Origin of the sequence: Sulfitobacter sp. HI0129 (genome assembly GCF_001635395.1) — a bacterium.
Classification (GTDB): domain Bacteria; phylum Pseudomonadota; class Alphaproteobacteria; order Rhodobacterales; family Rhodobacteraceae; genus Sulfitobacter.
This window is the reverse complement of the sequence record NZ_LWGH01000365.1, coordinates 1-19,897: the sequence shown is the minus strand read 5'-3', so window position 1 is coordinate 19,897 and position 19,897 is coordinate 1. Positions and strand designations below refer to the sequence as shown.

Genomic DNA, 19,897 nt, shown 5'->3' with positions numbered 1-19,897 from the left:
ATGGGGCTGGTGTTTCTGCTGCCCGCCATNGGCCGGCTGAGGCCCGCGGNCCTCAGGCTGCCGATGGCGGGCAGCAGAAACACCAGCCCCATGGCATAGCGCAGGAACGCCGCCTCCGCCGCCGGGAGGCGCGGCCCCATGTATTTGACCAGTGCCGTGACCGCGATAAAGCAGACCCCGGTCACCAGCATCCAGAAGATACCCTGTACCGGGCGATGGGGCAGCGCTGTCGTCATGGCCGGACCATTTCGCAAAGCCCCGGCAAGGGCAAGGTCACATCAGCAGAAGTTTCGCCGCGATGGCCCCCATGGTCAGGGCGATCAGCGCATCGAGCACGCGCCAGCTGACGGGGCGCGCGAAAAGCGGCGACAGCAGCCGCGCGCCATAGCCCAGCGCGAAGAAGAAGGCGAAGCTTGCCAGTACCGCCCCCACCCCGAACGCCAACCTGTCGGGATATTGCGCTGAGATCGACCCCAGCAGCACGACCGTATCCAGATAGACATGCGGATTGAGCCATGTCAGCGCCAGTAGCGTGAGGATTGCGCGTCGCAGCGATGTTCCCCCCGTCGTATCGGCGGTCAGCACCTCGCCCCCGATCCAGGCGGAGCGGGCATTCCGGTAGCCATACCAGATCAGGAACGCCGCGCCGCCCAACCGCATCGCGGTTTCGAACCATGGCACCGCCTCGGCCAGCGCCCCGAACCCCGCGACGCCTGCCGCGATCAGCACCGCGTCGGAAGCGGCGCAGGTCAGGCAGACCCAGAACAGATGTTCCCGCCGCAACCCCTGCCGCAGCACGAAGGCATTCTGCGCCCCGATGGCGAGGATGAGGGTCAGCGACAGCGCGAAACCGGCGAGGAAAGAGGCGGACATCTTTGATTCTTCTCCGAAAACGTCGACTGCAGGGCTTTGCGTTTGGGTAAAGCTTCGGCCCCGAGGGCGCAATCGGAAGGTGAGCGCCAGCGCGAGGTACGCCGCCTTCTTTCACAGTTCCGACATTAACGTATCGGAAGCGCAATCAGCACTGGAAGACCGCAGATCGGCACCCTATGTGAAGCGCCTCACTACAGGACGATTTGAATGAAACCCGAGACCAAGAAGCTGGAAATCAGCCAGACCGAATTGAGCGTGATCGCAGACGCCTTGCAGACACAGCAGAAAATCTTGAACCTGCAGGCCGAAGCGGGCAAGCCGGAGGCCCGGCAGCGGCTCAACGCCGTCAAACGCCTGCTGGCGCGTCTTTCCCCGGCAGAAGCGAAACCGGCGCGCGGATGGCATCTGCCGATTTTCGCTTTTCCGAAACTGCGGCGCCTTAACGGCTGAACAGGCGGCGCCTCATTATTTGAGGCGCCTGCACATTTCTTCAGAGCTGGGCCATGACCTCGTCAGAGGCCTCGAAATTGGTGGTGACGCGCTGAACATCGTCGTCATCTTCCAGCGCATCGATCAGCTTCATCAGCTTTTCCATACCGTCGAGATCCATTTCCGTGGTGGTCGTCGGCTTCCACACCAGCTTGGTGGACGTGCTCTCTCCCAACTCGGTTTCGAGCGCTGTCGCCACCTCGTTGAGGTCGGTATCCGCGCACCAGATGACATGGCCGTCTTCGCTGCTTTCGACATCCTCCGCGCCCGCCTCTATCGCGGCCAGCATGACGGTATCCGCATCACCGGCATCGGCGGGGTACTCGATCTCTCCCTTGCGGTCGAACATGAAGCCGACCGAGCCGGTTTCACCCAGATTGCCGCCGTTCTTGGTAAAGGTGGAGCGCACGTTTGACGCGGTGCGGTTGCGGTTGTCGGTCATCGCCTCGACGATGACCGCCACGCCGTTGGGTCCGTAGCCCTCGTAGCGGATTTCTTCATAATCATCGCCCTCGCCCGCCTGGCTTTTCTTGATGGCGCGGTCGATGTTGTCCTTGGGCATGGACTGCCCCTTGGCTTCCTTGACCGCGAGCCGCAGGCGGGGGTTCTTTTCGGGATCCGGGTCGCCCATCTTCGCGGCCACGGTGATTTCCTTGCTCAGCTTGGAAAACAGCTTGGCGCGGACGGCGTCCTGACGCCCCTTGCGATGCTGGATGTTTGCCCATTTGGAATGGCCGGCCATGACGTCTCTCTGTGCAGTGTGGAGTTACGCGGGTCTATAGGTGCTGGCGGCTGCAAGGGCAAGACGACGGGGCATAAGCCGGGGCGCGCTGCGGACAAAGATGTGCCCCGCCCGCGAACGGACGGGGCGGAAGGCCCTGTTAATACCTTTTACAATTTACTTGGAGACGACCATGTCTTCGTAGCTGTCAATGATCGCCATGAACTCGTCAAACTCACGCTCGGGCACGTTCAATTGGTAAAGACTCGTCTTGATCTCTGTCCGGACCATGTCGAATTCACGCGCGGTGACGCTGAGATGAGCGTGGCTTTCGCGCATGTCACGGCCCGGATAGATCGCCGGCCCACCGGTTTCCTGTATCGACCACGCCGTCACGAGAAACTTGAACCCCGCATGGCCCTGCTGTTCGTGGAACTCGGCCACCTTCGGGTTCGAGTTGCCGAACTGGTTGACGTAAAGCCGGTCGACCAGATTGTCGACGGCGGCTGAAATGCCGTAAAGCCCGCCCAACCGGGCATAAAGGCTGTCGTCATTCGCGTCATAGGGCGCTTCTGCCGGGATGTCGGTAATCGTCTTCGTCATGGTTTCCTCCCCTGATCGAGGGCGCCTCCCCGCGCCCCGGTTGCACCGCCCGGGCGGGGCGGCTGTTGCGGTCCGATCCGCGGGTCGCATTCACCCGCGCCCGGATCGTCCGTTCCTGCGATCCGCCGGGCCACGGCCAATTGGATCACGCGTTATCATATCACGCGTGATTTATTTAGCATAGCTTTTCCTGCGCGCGCGCCCCGCGCATTTGTCGCGTGACCCCACCCGCGCCCCGCCGTATGGGAAAGCATGACTACAGATCAGATCATCCTCTTCGTCCTTTTCGGTGCTGTCTTCGCCCTGCTGCTCTGGGGGCGGTTCCGCTATGACCTCGTGGCCTTTGCCGCGCTCATGGCCGGCGTGGTGCTGGGTGTCGTGCCCAGCGAGAACGCCTTCGACGGGTTCGGCCACCCCGCAACGCTGGTGGTGGCGCTGGTGCTCGTCGTCTCAGCCGGACTCGTTCGGTCGGGGGCGGTGCTGCTGATCACCCGCACGCTCGTCGATGCTTCACGCGGGTTAGGGCGGCATATCGCGCTGATGGGTGCCATCGGCGGTGTGCTTTCGGCTTTCATGAACAACGTGGCAGCACTTGCCCTCTTGATGCCGGTGGACATCCAGACAGCGCGCAAGGCGGGGCGGATGCCCGGCCTCAGCCTCATGCCGCTCAGCTTTGCGACGATCCTCGGCGGCATGGTCACGCTGATCGGCACGCCGCCCAACATCATCATCGCCTCGATCCGCGAAGACGCGCTGGGCGCCCCCTTCCGCATGTTCGATTTCGCCCCGGTCGGCGGTGTCGCGGCCATCGCGGGCCTTGCCTTCGTGGCGCTGATCGGCTGGCGGCTGATCCCCGACCGGGCCGACGCCACCCTGCAGGCCGAGGATATCGCCCCCTATATCGCGGAACTGACAGTGCCCGAAGACAGCAAGCAGATCGGCAAACGCGTGCTCGACCTCTACGAGACGGCCGAGAAATCCGATGTCGCGATCCTCGGGCTGATCCGTGACGGCAAACGCCGATACGGTCAGTCGCGTACCGTCAAGCTCGCCGCGAACGATGCGCTGGTGATCGAAGCCACGCCCGAAGCGCTGGATGAATTCCGCAGCACGCTGGACCTGCACGTGGCGGACGCCGCGCGCGAAGAACGGCTGAACGCCGATGGCGAAGGGGTCGAGATCATAGAGGTTGTCGTTCCGTCGGATTCGCGGATGAACGGGCGCACGGCACAGGCCATCGGCCTCACCTGGCGCCAGCGGACGGTGCTGCTGGGCATTTCCCGGCAGGGGCGCAAGATCACCTCGCAGCTGCGCAAGACACAGCTGAAGGCGGGTGACATCCTGCTGCTGCTCGTACCGCGGGACACCGCCGCCCATGTGACGGACTGGCTGGGCGTGCTGCCGCTGGCCGACCGTGGCCTTGCGGTCACGGACAATGGCAAGGTCTGGCTCGCCATCGGCCTCTTCGGCGCCGCCGTCGCCGCGGCATCGCTGGGCCTCATCTACCTGCCCATCGCCCTTGGGCTGGTGGTGGTGGCCTATGTGCTGACCCGCATCGTTCCGCTTTCGGAACTCTACAGCCATATCGAATGGCCTGTGGTGGTTCTGCTGGGTTCCATGATACCGCTCGGCGCGGCGCTGGAGGCCTCCGGCGGCACCGAGCTCATCGCCGGGGCGCTCGTGGGCCTGACGGAGGGTTTCCCGGCATGGATCGTGCTGACCGTTCTGATGATCGTCACGATGACGCTGTCGGATGTGCTCAACAATACCGCCACCACCATCGTCGCCGCCCCCGTGGGGATCCAGATGGCGCAGACGCTCGGTGTGTCGCCCGACCCCTTTCTCATGGCGGTGGCGGTGGCCGCCTCCTCGGCTTTCCTCACCCCGATCGGGCACAAGAACAACACGCTGATCCTCGGCCCCGGCGGCTATTCCTTCGGGGATTACTGGCGCATGGGCCTGCCACTGGAAATCATCGTGGTGGCTGTCTCGATCCCGGCGATCCTCCTGTTCTGGCCGCTCTGACCTTACGTAGCGCGCCCCCGTCCGGCCATGGCGGCGCTTGCCCGGGCGGCGGTCAGCGCCTAGCGTCGGCGCAAAAAGCCGGAGGGACCCCATGGATTTGCTCATCAACGTCATACTGCCGCTGTCGCTGGCGATCATCATGCTGTCGCTCGGCCTCGGGCTGACCTTCGGCGATTTTACCCGTGTCGCCGCCCGCCCCCGGGCCTTCGCCATCGGCGCGCTGTCGCAGGTCGCACTGGTGCCCGCGGCAACGCTCGCGGTGATATTCCTTTTCGATATCAGAGGGGAACTCGCCGTCGGCATCATGCTGCTGTCCTTCTGCCCCGGCGGCGTGACCTCGAACATGCTGTCGAAACTGGCGCGCGGCGACGTGGCGCTTTCGGTCTCGCTGACGGCCGTCGTCTCGCTGTTGAGCATCCTGACAGTGCCGGTGCTGGCGGCATGGTCCGTGCGGCACCTGATGGGCGACGCGGGCCCGGAGGTTTCCGTCGCCGCGCTGGCCTTCGCCATGTTCCTCATCACCACGCTGCCCGTGGCACTGGGCGTTCTCTTCCGCCGGCTCGCCCCGAACGCGGCCGACCGCATCGAACCGGGCCTCAACCTGATAGCGCTGCTCCTGTTCGTGGTGATCGTGCTGGCGGCACTTGTGGGGAACTGGTCCGTCTTCGTGGCGAATATCGCGACCCTCGGCCCCGCCATGGCGACGCTGATGCTGGCGCTTCTGCTGATCGGGCTTCTGCTGGCCACGGGCTTCGCCCTGCCTTGGGCGGAACGCAAGACGATCTCCATCGAAACGGGGATCCAGAACGCCACGCTGGGCATCACCCTTGCCGCGCTCATCACCGGGCAGAGCGAGGGCTTCAGCACCATGGCCCTGCCCTCCGCCTTCTACGGGGTCAGCATGTACCTCGCCGCCCTGCCCTTCGTGGCGTGGTACCGTAGCCGGGGCTGATCGCCCACGCCTTCACCCTTACTCAAATACTCAATCCCCGGCGGATGCCGCCCGCGCAACCGACGGCAAAAGCTGAACGCCCCAACAAAAAAGGCGCGCCCCGCAGGGCGCGCCATATTCATTTCGATCCCGGTTGGATTACCAGACCCAGAAGCCTTCCTCGAGATCGTCCTGGATGTCTTCAGGCACCTTCGCCTCTTCCGGAGGGACATTCATCAGCGCCATCATGGCCCGTGCCCCATCTTCATCGTCGGAGCCGTCGTCGATCATCATCTCGGGATCGTCGCTGCCTGTCACGCTCAGCAACTCCCCCGACCATCATCGGAGTTGACGACCAGCTTCATCCCCGACAGTTCGATATCATCGAAGGACAGCGGACCATCGTCGGACCAGACGGTGAAATTGACCACCTTGTTGAAACCTTCGGAACTGTCGACGGCATTGCCGAAGGTCAGCCCCACATCGAACCCGGTTTCGGCCATAGAGCCATTGGCGAGTGTATTAACATCGTCGTCGCCTTCCTTGATGTCGGTGATGATACCGAGGTCCCCGCTGTTCTCCGGATCGGGGAAGAAGTTCAGCGATGTCACGTCGCTGCCTTCGGCCACGTCGAAGAACAAGCCATCGATATCGTCCACATCGGTGAAGTCCGCCGGCTGGAAGCTGAAGAACAACTGGCCTTCGGGCGTTTCGGTCACGGAAAGATCGACCCGACCGTCGCCGCCGAGGGTGAAGTTCAGCACGCTCTTTTCGCCATCATCCGCAGGCGGTTCATCGTCCCCTTTGGAGCCGCCACCGGTCCCTTTGGAACCACCACCGGTTCCCTTGGAGCCGCCGCCAGTACCTTTGGAGCCACCGCCCGTGCCGGAACCGCCAGAACCAGAGCCGCCCGATCCGGACCCCCCGGAGCCAGAGCCACCTGAACCGGACCCGCCGGAACCGGAACCGCCGGAACCGGAACCGTTCGATCCTCCGGAACCAGAACCGCTCGATCCGCCGGACCCAGACCCGTTCGATCCGCCCGAGCCAGAACCGTTCGATCCGCCGGAACCGGAACCGTTGGAGCCATCGTCATCGGGATCGGGATCGGGATCGGTGATGACGGTATCGCCATCTTCATCGCAACCGACCTTCTCACCGTCTTCGGTTGTCGCACCGGCGAGGGTGATCGAACCGAAGGTATCGCCGATGGCGAGCGGTTGGGAACAGGAGGTGTGGAAACGGATTTCCTGGATCAGGTCCCCGCCTTCGCTGTCGAAAATCTCGATCCGTGTCTCGCTGTCGAACTTCTTGTCGGCGGAGGCGACGAAGTCTTCACCCTCAGCGACCATGCCTTCAAAGAGCGGCTCGTCGTCCTTTTTGCCGAGCACCCGGATGAAGACCATGCCGTCATCGTCCGATCCGGTCGTATCGACGTCGGTTTTCTTGTCGTCTTGATCGTTCGCCTGATCGATTTCGGTCCCGAAGGAATAGGTCAGCGTCAGCGATACGGGTTTACTGTCCAATTCGCACAGATCGCAGCCCCCGCTCGTACCGCCGGTGCCCTTCGATCCGCCACCTGAACCTTTGGACCCGCCGCCGGAGCCGGAGCCCATCGTGCCACTACCGGAGGCCTTGGTGCCACCGCCGGAACCTTTGGAACCCCCGCCGGAACCAGAGCCTTTGGTGCCCGAACCCTTTGTGCCTTTGCCAGTACCAGAGCCCGAAGTGCCCGAACCTTTGGATGCCTTGCCCGTACCGGAGCCTTTGCTGCCGGAGCCCTTGCCCGTACCAGAACCCTTGGTGCCGGAACTCTTGGTTCCTTTACCAGTACCGGAGCCCTTGCTGCCGGAACCCTTGCCCGTACCCGAGCCCTTGGACGCCTTGCCAGTACCGGACCCTTTAGATCCCTTGCCCGACCCGGAGCCTTTACTGCCGGAACCTTTGCCCGTGCCAGAGCCCTTTGATCCCTTCCCCGACCCGGAAGCTTTAGTGCCGGAACCCTTGGAGCCACCGGTCTCTTCCTCGCGGGGGCCGCTGTCGTCGTTGTCTGAATAATAGTCAGCGAGGTTATCGCTATACCATGTGGAGAAGCTGGAGCCTTCCACACCGCCGTTGTGATAAGATTTTGTGCTGGAGGCCGAACCGCCCCCGCTTCCGTCAGATCCAGTCCATTCGTCCCAGCTCTTCTTCGCTTTTCCCATTGCCGTACACCTCTTCGAATAGAAATCACCCGGCAACGCCGAGCCAAAGTACATGCCAACCCCCGAGACACCCGTCTGATATGTACTTAGAAAGGGGAGAAAGTTTAGCCAAACTGTTTCGGAATTATGGCAAGATTCCGGTCCGATGTACCGGCCTTCGGGAAACAATGGTGTGAGAAGCCGGTGATTACTTTCCCTCCCGGTTCAATATCACGGCGGAAGGCGTCGAATCGCTCCTCGGGAATTACCCATTTGGGTCACATTTTGACCATCGGAATAACTTATCCTCATGCGAACAGTCATGCTAGGTAAACGAGCAGACGAGGGCGGACCGATGGATATGGCCAAAAGCAAGAGCAAGCGTAAAAGCCCCAAGCGGCAGATCATCGAATGCGCAGAACAGCATTTCGGCCAGAAGGTGGAGCGGGTGAGCACACCCGGCGGCGAAAGCCGTTCCAGCATGCGGCTCTACCTGCCGGACCGCGTGGTGATCGCGACGCTGCGCCCCAATTTCCGCCGGACCCACCTCGAAGCCTTCGTGCTCGAAAAGCTCAGCGCCCATTGCGCCGATCTGCCCGAATGCCTTGGCGTGGTCGGGAAGATCATGTTCCAGTCCGACGTGGGCAAGCGGCGGCTCAACATGGAAATCGCCGAAGCATCGCCGGAAAGGCGGCTCGACCTGTCGGCCGAAGCGATCGAAAGCATCTTCCGTATTCACGCGGCGGCCCGCAAAACTGAACTGCATACCATGATGCCCCACCTCGGCCTCAACCGGGAATGGGTGATGAACTTCGTGGACGCCATTGATTTCCTTAAGGATCTGGGGGGCGGTATCTCGGACAAGTTCGACAGGGTCGCGGCCTATGAAACCATCGCGACCGAGCCCAGGCAGTTCCTGAAATGGGACTGCCGGTCGGGCAATGCGGCCATCGGCGCGGACGAAAAGCTGCGCTGGTTCGATTTCGAATATGCCGGCATGCGCCACGGGGCGGAGGACGTCGCCTGGCTCATCGGGGATGAGGCATGGCCCGTCGCCCCGCAGAAAATGCTAGACGTGCTCAACGATGCCTTTGATCCGGACTATGGCGTGACGCGGCAGGACTATATGGAGTACCTCTCCGTCTATCTCACCTTTCACTGCGTTCAGCGGCTCAAGCTGATCAGCAAGGAAAGCAAGAAGCGCGGCTGGCTCTCCAAGGAGAAGATCCGCAAGTATGACGATGCGGGCGTGCATCCCGATTTCGCCGCGCAGATGTGCCGCGTGGGGGCCTTCTACTCGGCCCGCTCCCCCATAACAAAGCCGCTGACCCGCAATTTCCTCGCGGCGCTGCACGGGTTCATCCACGTGGGCAAGCAGCAGGCGCAGGCCAGCGTCCGCGATCTCTGACCGTCAGAAGAAGAAGGGGATCGCCGCCGAGCAGATCAGCGACATGCTGAGGTTCAGCGGCATCCCGATGCGCATGAAATCGGTGAACTTGTAGCCCCCCGGCCCGTAGACCAGCGTGTTGGTCTGGTATCCGATGGGTGTCGCGAAGGCACAGGACGCCGCAATCATCACCGCCACCACCAGCGGCCGCGGATCGATCCCCAGCGCCGCGGCAAGGCTGATGGCGATGGGGGTCATGATGACCGCCACGGCGTTATTTGACACGATCTCCGTCAGGATCGTCGTCAACAGGAAGACCGCGAAGATCACCGCGAAGGGCGGCAGGCCCGACAGTGTGGGCGATATGCTGTCCACGATCAGGCTTATGGCCCCCGAATTCTGCAGGGCGGCCCCTACCGCAAGCATCGCGAAGATGAGCGCGAGCAACTGGCCGTCGACAAAGGAGAACGCCTCATCCGCGTCGATGCAGCCGGAGACCAGCACCAGCGCAACCGCGATCACCGCCAGCAGCAGAATGGGCGCCACGTTGAAAGCGGCCAGCGCCACCACACCGAAGAGCGCGGCGATGGCGATGGGTGCGTGACCACGCCGAAACGCCTTGGACGAAGGGTGGGTGACATCCACCAGATCCATATCCGTAGCCAGTCGCTGGATATCGGACATCGCCCCTTCGAGCAGAAGCGTGTCACCCACCTTGACGATCAGCGTATCAAGCTGCTGGCCGATGTTCTGGTTCCGCCGGTGCACCGCCAGCGGATAGACCCCATAGCGCCGCCGCAGCCGCATGCTGCCCAGTGAGCGCCCGACCATGCGGCAGCCCGGCGTGATCAGCACCTCCACCGTGGAGGTTTCGACCGCGGAAAGCTGATCGACCCGGCGCAGTTCCTTGTTGTTCTGCAGCGACAGCAGTTCAGTCATCTGGGTCCGCAGAACCACCCGGTCGCCCACCTCCAGCTTGACCTCGGAGAGGTCGCGGCGCAGCGAATTGTCACCGCGCACCACGTCGATCAGCCGCACCCCGTCACGTTTGAAAAGCTGAACGTCCAATACATCGCGTCCGATCAGGTTCGATTCCGGCGGGATGACGGCTTCGGTGAAGAATTTCATCTTCGACCGGTCCGACAGCATGTTCGCCATGCTGTCCCGCTCCGGCAGCAGCCGATTGGCGAAGAGGCCCATGTAAACAAGGCCCCAGGCACAGACCACGAGGCCGACGGGAAGGATTTCGAAGATGCCGAAAGGCTCAAGCCCCTGCGTACGAGCGACACCGTCCACCAGCAGGTTGGTCGAGGTCCCGATCAGGGTGAGCGAACCGCCCATGATCGCCGCATAGCTGAGCGGGATCAGAAGTTTCGATGCCTTGGTGCCGAGCGTCTGGCTCAACTGGACGACCACGGGGATCATCACCACCACGACCGGCGTGTTGTTCATGATGGCAGAGGCCGCCATCACCGACACGATGACCCCCACGACGGCGGTCTTGGGCTTGGTGCGGGCATAGCGTTCGGCGGTACGAGTCAGCACCTCCAGCGCGCCGGTGCGCACCAATGCCCCCATCACGATGAACATGGACGCGATGGTCCAGGGCGCGGGGTTCGACAGAACGGCCAGCGCATCGTCATAGGGCAGCACGCCCAGCGCCAGCAAGACGGCGGCCCCGGCAATCGCCACGACCTCCGTCGGGAAGGATTCCCGCAGAAAGGCGACAAACATGACGACGACGGTAACGAGCGTGAGCACGCTGCTTTCCATCGGCGAGAGACTGAGCAGATCCATCGGCTGGCGGGCTTTCAAGGCGGTGGCGGACTAGCGGGCAGCATCGCCTATCGGCGTATCCCCCGCAAGCGCGGCTTTAGGCCGCGGCTGCACGAGGTACATGCCCACGAACATTGCCAGAAGCGCCAGCCAGAGCGACGGCGCATAGGCCTCCGCCAGAATGAGCTTCGCCCAGATCAGGCCGAACGCCGTGACGAGGTAGCTGACCTGCACGGCAAAAACGGGCCCCGCCTGCCCCACCAGCCAGACATATCCCGCATAAACGAGAACATGGATCACCGATGATGCCACAAGCGCCCATTGCGCGGTATCAAGCGGCAGACGCGGGTCGATAAACTGGCCCGATACCAGCGCCAGCGGAAGCCCCAGAACCGCCCCCACCAGCGACGCGCCCAGAAGCACCTGCAATGCATCGAGCCCCTCGGTCCCCCAGCGGGCGACGTAATTGCCTTCCACCGCGTAGCAGAGGCCCGAAAGCAGCGCGACACCGACCCAGAAGACCGGCAGGTTCATGGAAAATTCGACCGAGGGCAGCAGGATGATCACCACGCCCAGCAATCCCATCAGCAACCCGGCGAAGCGACGCAGGCTGAAACGGTCCAACCCCAGCGACAGCGCGATGGGAAAGGCGAATATCGGCACCATGCTCAGCAGCAGCGACAGCACGCCGGAGGGCAGATGCACCGCCGCCATGTAGGAGGCGGAGTTGGCCAGCAGCGTGCCCACGATCGCGATCACAAGATAAAGGCGGAGGTGCCGAAGCGTGAACGGCAGAGGTTTGCGCCTGAACGCGCACAAGGGCCCGAGCACCACGACCCCCAGCACCAATTGCCAAAAGATCAGCCCGAAATGACCATAGCCGGTACTGACGGCGATCTTGGTCAGGGGCTGCGTGAGCCCCCAACCCGCGCCGAGCAAGGCAAGCATGAAGGTGAAAAAGGCAATCTGTCGTCTGGTCATGCCCCCGCCCCGCCCGAACCTACCCGGCCAAGGGGCCGCTCTGCTGCAGGCGTCCGCCCTGCCGCACGGGTAGGATGCGCGTCGCTTTGCCGCTGCGGTCATCCGTTTCGACATAGACCCCCGACAATGTCGCCTCTTCGTTGGCGGGGGTGAAACGCTCTTTCGGCATGCCGGTGATGAACCGGCGCAGGGGCTCGGCCTTTTCCATGCCGATGACGGAATGGTAATCGCCGCACATCCCCGCGTCGCTGAGGTATCCCGTCCCGCCCGGCAGGATCATGGCATCGGCGGTCGGTACATGAGTATGGGTGCCGACGACAAGGCTCGCCCGACCGTCGCAGAAATGGCCCGTCGCCATCTTTTCCGACGTGGCTTCGCAATGAATGTCGACGATGACGGCGGCGGCCTGCCCGCCCAAGGGGTGCGCCTTCAGCACCGGCTCCAGCGCCGAAAAGGGATCGTCGAAGGGGCGTTTCATAAAGACCTGCCCCAGCGCCTGCGTGACCAGAACCTTGCGCCCGTTCCGTGCCGTGATCAGCCGCGCACCCTTCCCGGGGGCCGCCTTGCTGAAGTTCAGCGGGCGGATGATGCGGGGTTCCTGTTCGATGAAAGACAGCATGTCCTTCTGATCGAAAGCATGGTCCCCCAGCGTCAGGCAATCGGCGCCTGCGTCCAGCAGGACGCGCGCATGCGCCGCCGAAAGCCCCATGCCGCCGGTCGCGTTCTCGCCGTTCACCACGATGAAATCGAGTTTCCACTCGGTGCGCAACCGATCGAGGTTTTCGGTGATGGCGCGACGTCCCGCGCGCCCCATGACGTCGCCGAGGTAAAGTATTTTCATAATAAATGGGTAGGCGCAGGCCCGCTGGTCCACAAGGGCAAATTGCCCTGACGCGGCGGCTCAGCCCGGTTCGATCACGCCCTGTTCGGTCACGATCAGGTCAAGTGGCTGGTCCGTGGGTTCCAACGGCAAATCGTCGGTTTCCTGGCCCGCAAAGGCGAAACCGATGGCCAGCGTCGGTCGCTTGGCGCGCAGCATCTCAAGCGTGCGATCATAGAAGCCACCCCCGTACCCCAACCGCCCGCCGGTCCGGTTGAACGCCAGAAGCGGTACGATGAGGATCTCTGGCTCCATCTCCGTTTCGGTCTGCGGCACAGCTGCGCCGAAGGTGCCCGCCACCATCGCGGTTTCAGGCGTCCAGCGGGCGAAGACCAGCGGCGCATCCGCCTTGCGGATCACCGGAACGCCGACCGGGCCGTGGGCCGCCGCTTCGGCCATGGCGGGCAGCGGGTCAATCTCTGTCCGGATGGGCATGAACCCCGACAGCGGCACGCCGCGATGCCCGGCGAGCACCTCGCTCAGATAACCGGCCTGCGCGGGCGGGGCCGCATCGAAGAGCGCCTTGCGCCGGGCGAAAGCCGCCTTGCGGGCCTCCGCCTTGATCCGGGCGAGATCGGTCACAGCAGGACGACAGCCGCCAGCCCGAGGAAGGCGAAAAAGCCCACCACATCCGTCACCGTCGTCACGAAGGCGCCCGACGCCAGCGCCGGGTCGATGCCGAACCGTTCGAGCAGGATGGGGATGCCCGTCCCGGCAAGACCGGCCACGACAAGGTTGATCACCATCGCCACGGCAATCACGTAACCCAACCCGGGCGAGCCGAACCAGATGATCCCGACGATGCCCATGACAATGGCAAAGATCAGGCCGTTCACCAGCCCCACCAGACATTCACGCCGGATGACCCGCCAGACGTTGGAACCGGTCAGGTCGCGCGTAGCGATGGCCCGTACCGCCACGGTCAGGCTCTGCGTGCCCGCGTTGCCGCCCATGGAGGCAACGATGGGCATCAACACGGCAAGCGCCACGATCTGTGCAATCGCCGCCTCGAACTGCGAAATCACCAGAGAGGCGGCAATCGCCGTCACGAGGTTCACCGCGAGCCACGGCAGGCGTTGCTTGGTGGTTTCCACCACCCGGTCGGAGAGCGACCCTTCGCCCACACCGGCTAGGCGCAGGATGTCCTCTTCGTGCTCTTCGTCCAGCACCGACATGGCGTCGTCGATGGTGATCACACCGATCAGGCGGCCCTCTTCGTCCACCACGGGGGCGGAAATCAGGTGGTACTGGTTGAAGGCATAGGCGACATCGCCTTCTTCCTGCGTGGCGGGGATCACCTGAAACGTCTCTTCGAGGATATCGGCCAGCTTCGTTTCCCGCCGGGACCGCATCAGCTTGCCCAATGTCACGTTGCCCACCGGGTGCAGGCGCGGATCGACCATGACGATATGGTAGAACTGATCCGGCAGATCCTCTTCTGGCGTGTTGCGCAGATGGTCGATAGCCTCGCCCACGGTCCAATGTTCCGGGGCCATCACGACCTCGCGCTGCATCAGGCGGCCTGCGGAATATTCCGGATAGCTCAGCGATTGCTGTACCGCAGCCCGGTCCGAATCCTCCAGCGCGCCCAGAATGGTCGCCTGCTGGTCGTCTTCCAGATCCTCGATAAGGTCGACGACATCGTCGCTGTCCATGTCCCGGACGGCTTCCGACAGCACCTCGGGGGTGAGGATGGCGATGACTTCCTCGCGGATGGATTCATCCAGTTCCGACAGGATCTCGCCGTCGAATTCGCGATCGTAAAGCCGGATGAGCCGGGTCCGGTCGAATTCGCTGATCTGTTCGAGAAGGTCGGCGATGTCGGCGGCGTGCAGCGGCTCCATCAGCTCCGTCAGCCGGGCCTGATCCTCGATCTCGACGGCATAGAGGATGGAGGCGACCGCCTTGCGATCGAGCGCATAGGCCTCGGCGATCTCGTCTTCCTCGGCGGGCTGCTCCATCACGTCTGCCTGATCTTCCATGAGCGTCCCTCCGTGGTTTCGCGCGACCATATTCAAGCGCCCCAACGGATACAATGGGCGCTTGCGGGCGCTTCGCGATTGTCCCTGCCCGAGCAGCGCAATATGGTGGCGGCATGAACCGAAGCAGCCTTCTTACCGGTCAGGTCCTGCGCTTCACCGGCAACCCGCTGCGGGAGCCGTGGGAAGACGCCGTGCGCGTGGACCGGGACGCCGCCGTCCTTGTCACCGACGGCAAGATCGCGGCGGTCGGACCGGCGGCGGAGCTGCGCGCCCGCGCCCCGGAGGCCCCCGTGACTGCCTATGGCGATGCGCTCATCTGTCCCGGCTTCGTGGACGCGCATGTCCACTACCCGCAGACGGCCATCATCGCGAGCTGGGGCAAGCGGCTGATTGATTGGCTCAATACCTACACCTTCCCCGAGGAGATGCGGCTTGCCGATCCTGTCTATGCGGCGGATATCGCGGCGCGATACCTCGACCTTGCGCTGGACCACGGCACGACCACGATCGCGAGCTTTTGCACCATCCACCCCCACAGCGTCGATGCGGTCTTCGAGGCGGCGGCGGAACGCGGCATGGGGATCGTGGCAGGCAAGACCTGCATGGACCGCAACGCGCCCGATGGCCTGCAGGACGATCCGCAATCGGCCTATGACGACAGCAAGGCCCTGATCGACCGCTGGCACGGGAAAGGCCGGGCGCGCTATGCCATCACGCCGCGGTTCTCGCCCACCTCGACGCCCGCGCAGCTTGACGCACTGGGGCAGCTCTGGGCGGAGCGGCCGGAGTGCCTGATGCAGACCCATCTGAGCGAACAGCTCGACGAAATCGAATGGGTGCGCAGCCTTTACCCCAAGGCGCGGGACTATCTCGATACCTACGAAAAGCACGGTCTGCTGGGGGAGCGCGGGGTCTATGGCCACGCGATACACCTTGAGCCGCGCGAACGGGACCGGCTGCGCGAGGTCGGCGCTGCGGTCGTCCATTGCCCCACGTCCAATACCTTCATCGGATCTGGCCTTTTCGATACCTTCGGGTTGGCCCGCGACGGTATCGGCATCGGCCTTGCGACGGACACGGGCGGCGGCTCATCCTTTTCGATGCTGCGGACGATGGCGGCTGCCTATGAAATCGGTCAGCTGCGCGGTGCCCCGCTGCACGCGGCACAACTCCTTTGGCTGGGAACAGCCGGTTCAGCCCGCGCACTGCATCTGCAGGACAGCCTCGGCACGCTGGCGCCGGGCATGATGGCCGATATCACGGTGCTCGATCTGGCCTCTACCCCCGCCATTGCACAGCGCGCGGCGCAGGCCCGGGATATCTGGGACAGTATCTTTGCCACGATCATGATGGGCGACGACCGGGCGGTGCGGGATGTCTGGGTCGCGGGCACCCGCCGCACAGGCTGATCCCGGAACGATCCCGGTCTAGAGACTTTCGGCCAGCCCTCGGGCCAGACGGTTCGCTTCGCGCGTGGTGGCCTCCATGTCGATTGTCCGGACCTGCCCCATCGATACGATCTGCCTGCCCTCGACGAAAAGATCCCGCACCTGCGTTGGCCCGGCCAGCAGCAAGGCGGCGGGGTCCCATGATCCGGCGCTTTGCACGCCGGAGACATCCCAGACAGCGATGTCCGCCCGCTTTCCGACGGCGATGCGCCCGCAATCCGGGCGGCCCAGCATGTCTGCGCCGCCCCGGGTTGCCAGTTCCAGCGCCTTGCGCGCGCTCATCGCGTCCGCGCCGTGGGCCACCCGCTGCAGCAGCATGGCAAAGCGGGCCTCCGTCATCAGGTTGCCGCTGTCGTTGCTGGCGGAACCATCGACGCCCAGCCCCACGCGAACGCCTGCGTCCAGCATCGCCCGTACCGGCGCGATCCCCGACGCGAGCCTGCAGTTGGAACAGGGGCAATGCGCGACGCCGGTGCCCGTCCGGGCAAAAAGCGCCTGTTCCTGTGCATCGAGCTTGACGCAATGGGCATGCCAGACGTCGGACCCGACCCACCCCAGATCCTCGGCATACTGGCCGGGCCGACAGCCGAACTTTTCCAGCGAATAGGCGACATCCTCGTCGTTCTCTGCCAGATGGGTATGCAGCATCACGCCCTTGTCGCGGGCCAGCAGCGCGCAATCACGCATCAATTCGCGGCTGACCGAGAAGGGCGAACAGGGGGCGATGCCGACCCTGCACATGGAGCCTTCGCCGGGATCGTGGAACGCGTCAATGACACGGATGCAGTCCTCGAGAATGGCGAGCTCGCCTTCCACGAGTGCATCTGGCGGCAGACCGCCATCCTTTTGCCCGATGCTCATGCTGCCCCGGGTGGGATGGAAGCGCAGCCCCACCTCTCGCGCCGCTTCGATCGTATCTTCGAGCCGAATGCCGTTGGGATAGAGGTAAAGGTGATCAGAACTCAGCGAACACCCCGAAAGAGCCAGTTCCGCGAGGCCGACGCGCGCAGAGACATGCGCATGATCCGGTGTCATCCGTGCCCAGACCGGATAGAGCGCGCGCAGCCAGTCGAAAAGCGGCGCGTCCTGCCCTGCGGGCACCGCGCGGGTCAGCGTCTGGAACAAATGATGATGCGTATTGACGAGGCCCGGGGTCACAACGCAACCGCTCGCGTCCACTTCCCGCTCCGCCCGGGGCAGCCCCGCGCCCACGGCGGCGATCTTTCCGTCACGCAGCAGGATGTCGGCGTTTAGAAGTTCCCGCGCGTCGTCGTCCATCGTGAGAATGGATTGCGCGTTCCTGATCAATAGCTCCGGCATCTAAAAGTCCATTAGACCCGTCTCATGATGCTTAGAGAGCCGGTGGAAAACGGGAACAAGAACCGGCAGGTGAAAAAATGATACCGAAGGTTAACGAAAGCGTCAATGCGCGGCCAGCAAATCCAACGCCTGCGCGTGAAGTGCGGGGTTGGCTGCCGCGACGACACGGCCGCCCGCTTCGGCGGGACCGCCCTGCCAATCCGTCACCACGCCCCCCGCTGCCGTGATCACCGCCATCGGGCCCTGAATGTCGTAAGCCTGCAATCCCGCCTCGATCACGAGGTCGATCTGCCCCGCCGCAAGCAAGGCATAGGCGTAGCAATCCATCCCGTATCGCACGAGCCGCACCTGCCCGGCGACGGCGTCGAAACCGGCCCTGTCCTGCGGGGTGCCGACTTCCGGGAAGGTCGTGAACAACACGGCATCGCCGAGGGAGCCTGTGTCGCGCGTCTTCAACATGGCCTCCCCCCGGGGGCCGGACATGCGCGCGATACCCGGGCCACCTTCGAAACGCTCACCGATATAGGGCTGGTCGATCATCCCGTAGAAGGGCGCGCCCCCGGCGTTGACACCAATCAGAACGCCCCATGTGGGTGTCCCGGATACAAAGCCGCGGGTGCCGTCGATCGGATCGAGAACCCAGGTCAGACCGGAACTGCCGGCAGAGGCGCCGTATTCCTCGCCCAGTATCGCATCCTCAGGCCGACGCGCGGCAAGGATATCGCGCATGGCAAGCTCTGCCGCGCGGTCAGCGACGGTCACCGGGTCGTAACCGGATACGAGTTTGGATTCTTGCGCCAGATCACTGCTGCGGAAATGCGGCAGGATCGCTGCGCGGGCGGCATCGGCCATGGCATGGGCCACGGCAGCAATGTCAGGATCGAAATCGTCGGGTGTCACCATGAAGAGCAGGTGCCATTTCGCGCCTGCGAAGGCAATATCCCCCGCATGCGCCTTTGTCTCTTCCGATGTTCGGCCCGCGGTGCAGCGGCCTCTCGCTCAGAAACTTCTCAGAGAAATTATCGTCAGGCCACGTCGCTCAGCACGCGGGCCAGTTCGAACAAACGGCGGCGCTGCTGCTCGGGGATCGCGTAATAGGACCGCACGAGTTCCATCGCTTCCTTGTCGGACATCAGGTCCGCAGGAACGTCATCCGCCCGGCCGGAGCCATCGGATTCGCTGTTCATTCCTTCGAAAAAGAAACCCACGGGCACGGAAAGGGCATCCGCAATGTCCCAGAGGCGGGAGGCGCTGACCCGATTCGCGCCTGTCTCGTACTTCTGGATCTGCTGGAACTTGATCCCTACCAGCTCGGCCAGCTTCTGCTGGGTCATCCCGGTAAGCCAGCGGCGTTGCCGGATCCGTTTACCAACATGAACGTCAACTTTATGTGCCATAATTTTCATAATCCCGATATCTCATGCGCAAGATCCAAATTGCCCGCGCGTACTCGTCCAAAAGACCTAACGTGAAGTAGTGCAACTGGTGGCAGCATACCCCTTAGGGTGTTTCACGCAAAACATATTTACATGAAAATGGTATTGTGTCGACTGCCACGGGACAACTTAAGGTAATGGAAACCGCGAAAAGTGGCCGAAAAGTGCCGTCCACTTAAAGCATTTTAAATTGCACCGTCTCAATGCATTGGCATCCCAACTCACCTCTTAAACAGGCAGGAGATCGGCCCCACAGGCAATCACCCCCAGATTGTACGCTCCCGTACTGATTGCGTCGTATAGAAAGAGGCCAGCTGCCGATTGCGCGTGCCATTGAAGAACCAAGGGCAACGCCACCGCACAACCGTAGGCGAGTGCTCATGAATACCCTTGAAATCGCGCCCCCTTGACACGATATTCGGTTCAACCGTGTGGCGGAGGGTTTTCGCCATCTCACTTACTACCTGGAGGTCAACAAAACATGGCTGACGTGAATACAATCCGGTCACAAACCGGAACGCGCGCCGCCGCTATAGACGAAGGTCTGCGCGCACATATGAACAAGGTGTACGGGACCATGTCGATCGGCATGCTCATCACCTTTGCAGCCGCTTGGGCGATTTCCGGCCTCGCCGTGACCACCGACCCGGCGGCAGGCGTCGCCCAGATGGGCACGGATAAATACCTGACCCAGTTCGGCTACACGCTTTATGCTTCGCCCCTGAAATGGGTCGTCATGTTCGCGCCCCTCGCCTTCGTCTTCGGCTTCGGCGCGATGATCAACAAAATGTCCGCCGCGACGGCGCAGCTGGTGTTCTACACCTTTGCCGCTGTCATGGGCATTTCCATCAGCTCCATCTTC

Annotated in this window: 19 protein-coding genes and 1 pseudogene; 6 read left to right on the top strand and 14 right to left on the bottom strand. The window is 63.2% G+C overall.

Annotated elements, in window-relative coordinates; translation table 11 throughout:
- Both A3764_RS09305 and A3764_RS09300 read right to left on the bottom strand, forming a co-directional pair.
- Window positions 1-236, bottom strand: a pseudogene (locus tag A3764_RS09305) (hypothetical protein); the annotation flags it as partial.
- Window positions 237-273: 37 nt separating this feature from the next.
- Window positions 274-873, bottom strand: coding sequence for a LysE/ArgO family amino acid transporter (locus A3764_RS09300; RefSeq protein ID WP_067927282.1), 600 nt, complete (start codon window positions 871-873; stop codon window positions 274-276).
- A gap of 207 nt (window positions 874-1,080) precedes the next feature.
- Between A3764_RS09300 and A3764_RS09295 the strand changes: the two genes are divergently transcribed.
- Window positions 1,081-1,323: a hypothetical protein gene (locus A3764_RS09295; RefSeq protein ID WP_067927279.1), complete on the top strand. Its 243-nt coding sequence runs from the start codon at window positions 1,081-1,083 to the stop codon at window positions 1,321-1,323.
- A 40-nt stretch (window positions 1,324-1,363) separates the two neighbouring features.
- On the opposite strand, the gene A3764_RS09290 is transcribed toward A3764_RS09295, so the two are convergent.
- Both A3764_RS09290 and A3764_RS09285 read right to left on the bottom strand, forming a co-directional pair.
- Window positions 1,364-2,104, bottom strand: a complete 741-nt coding sequence (locus A3764_RS09290; RefSeq protein ID WP_067927276.1) for a YebC/PmpR family DNA-binding transcriptional regulator — start codon at window positions 2,102-2,104, stop codon at window positions 1,364-1,366.
- Window positions 2,105-2,260: 156 nt separating this feature from the next.
- Complete coding sequence (locus A3764_RS09285) at window positions 2,261-2,686, bottom strand: group I truncated hemoglobin (RefSeq protein ID WP_067927273.1); 426 nt, start codon at window positions 2,684-2,686, stop codon at window positions 2,261-2,263.
- Window positions 2,687-2,938: 252 nt separating this feature from the next.
- On the opposite strand from A3764_RS09285, the gene A3764_RS09280 reads away from it, so the two are divergent.
- Together A3764_RS09280 and A3764_RS09275 are read left to right on the top strand one after the other, a co-directional pair.
- Window positions 2,939-4,711, top strand: a complete 1,773-nt coding sequence (locus A3764_RS09280; RefSeq protein WP_067927270.1) for an SLC13 family permease — start codon at window positions 2,939-2,941, stop codon at window positions 4,709-4,711.
- Between the two features lie 91 nt (window positions 4,712-4,802).
- Window positions 4,803-5,663 (top strand): bile acid:sodium symporter family protein, encoded by an 861-nt coding sequence (locus A3764_RS09275; RefSeq protein WP_067927267.1) that lies wholly within the window; start codon window positions 4,803-4,805, stop codon window positions 5,661-5,663.
- Between the two features lie 138 nt (window positions 5,664-5,801).
- On the opposite strand, the gene A3764_RS25115 is transcribed toward A3764_RS09275, so the two are convergent.
- Both A3764_RS25115 and A3764_RS25110 read right to left on the bottom strand, forming a co-directional pair.
- Window positions 5,802-5,960, bottom strand: coding sequence for a hypothetical protein (locus A3764_RS25115; protein ID WP_161487229.1), 159 nt, complete (start codon window positions 5,958-5,960; stop codon window positions 5,802-5,804).
- Window positions 5,961-5,962: 2 nt separating this feature from the next.
- Window positions 5,963-7,846, bottom strand: a complete 1,884-nt coding sequence (locus A3764_RS25110; protein ID WP_067927223.1) for a DUF7467 domain-containing protein — start codon at window positions 7,844-7,846, stop codon at window positions 5,963-5,965.
- Window positions 7,847-8,180: 334 nt separating this feature from the next.
- Here A3764_RS25110 and A3764_RS09265 point away from each other — a divergent pair, with 334 nt between their 5' ends.
- Window positions 8,181-9,233 (top strand): hypothetical protein, encoded by a 1,053-nt coding sequence (locus A3764_RS09265; protein ID WP_236628155.1) that lies wholly within the window; start codon window positions 8,181-8,183, stop codon window positions 9,231-9,233.
- Between the two features lie 3 nt (window positions 9,234-9,236).
- Here A3764_RS09265 and A3764_RS09260 read toward each other — a convergent pair whose 3' ends face one another.
- Genes A3764_RS09260 through mgtE form a run of 5 tightly spaced genes read right to left on the bottom strand, consistent with a single transcriptional unit; the run spans window position 9,237 to window position 14,831 of the window.
- Window positions 9,237-11,009: an SLC13 family permease gene (locus A3764_RS09260; RefSeq protein ID WP_067927226.1), complete on the bottom strand. Its 1,773-nt coding sequence runs from the start codon at window positions 11,007-11,009 to the stop codon at window positions 9,237-9,239.
- A gap of 30 nt (window positions 11,010-11,039) precedes the next feature.
- Entirely contained in the window at window positions 11,040-11,969 is a 930-nt protein-coding gene (locus A3764_RS09255) for a DMT family transporter (RefSeq protein WP_067927229.1), read from the bottom strand.
- Between the two features lie 19 nt (window positions 11,970-11,988).
- Entirely contained in the window at window positions 11,989-12,810 is an 822-nt protein-coding gene (locus tag A3764_RS09250; protein WP_067927233.1) for a TIGR00282 family metallophosphoesterase, read from the bottom strand.
- Between the two features lie 60 nt (window positions 12,811-12,870).
- Entirely contained in the window at window positions 12,871-13,431 is a 561-nt protein-coding gene (locus A3764_RS09245) for a 5-formyltetrahydrofolate cyclo-ligase (RefSeq protein WP_067927237.1), read from the bottom strand.
- Window positions 13,428-14,831: a magnesium transporter gene (gene mgtE, locus A3764_RS09240; protein ID WP_067927240.1), complete on the bottom strand. Its 1,404-nt coding sequence runs from the start codon at window positions 14,829-14,831 to the stop codon at window positions 13,428-13,430. The genes A3764_RS09245 and mgtE overlap by 4 nt, the downstream gene beginning before the upstream one ends.
- A 113-nt stretch (window positions 14,832-14,944) precedes the next feature.
- On the opposite strand from mgtE, the gene guaD reads away from it, so the two are divergent.
- Window positions 14,945-16,240, top strand: coding sequence for a guanine deaminase (guaD, locus tag A3764_RS09235; RefSeq protein WP_067927244.1), 1,296 nt, complete (start codon window positions 14,945-14,947; stop codon window positions 16,238-16,240).
- Window positions 16,241-16,258: 18 nt separating this feature from the next.
- Here guaD and A3764_RS09230 read toward each other — a convergent pair whose 3' ends face one another.
- The 3 genes from A3764_RS09230 to A3764_RS09220 form a co-directional block, all read right to left on the bottom strand.
- Window positions 16,259-17,599, bottom strand: coding sequence for an 8-oxoguanine deaminase (locus A3764_RS09230; protein ID WP_067927247.1), 1,341 nt, complete (start codon window positions 17,597-17,599; stop codon window positions 16,259-16,261).
- 102 nt (window positions 17,600-17,701) lie between these two features.
- A complete protein-coding gene (hisN, locus tag A3764_RS09225; RefSeq protein ID WP_067927250.1) occupies window positions 17,702-18,502 on the bottom strand; it encodes a histidinol-phosphatase in 801 nt (266 codons plus the stop codon).
- A gap of 122 nt (window positions 18,503-18,624) precedes the next feature.
- Entirely contained in the window at window positions 18,625-18,996 is a 372-nt protein-coding gene (locus A3764_RS09220) for a helix-turn-helix domain-containing protein (RefSeq protein WP_067927260.1), read from the bottom strand.
- Between the two features lie 520 nt (window positions 18,997-19,516).
- Here A3764_RS09220 and A3764_RS09215 point away from each other — a divergent pair.
- Window positions 19,517-19,897: Bax inhibitor-1/YccA family protein (locus A3764_RS09215; protein WP_201722419.1), on the top strand; the 381-nt coding region annotated here is incomplete at its 3' end.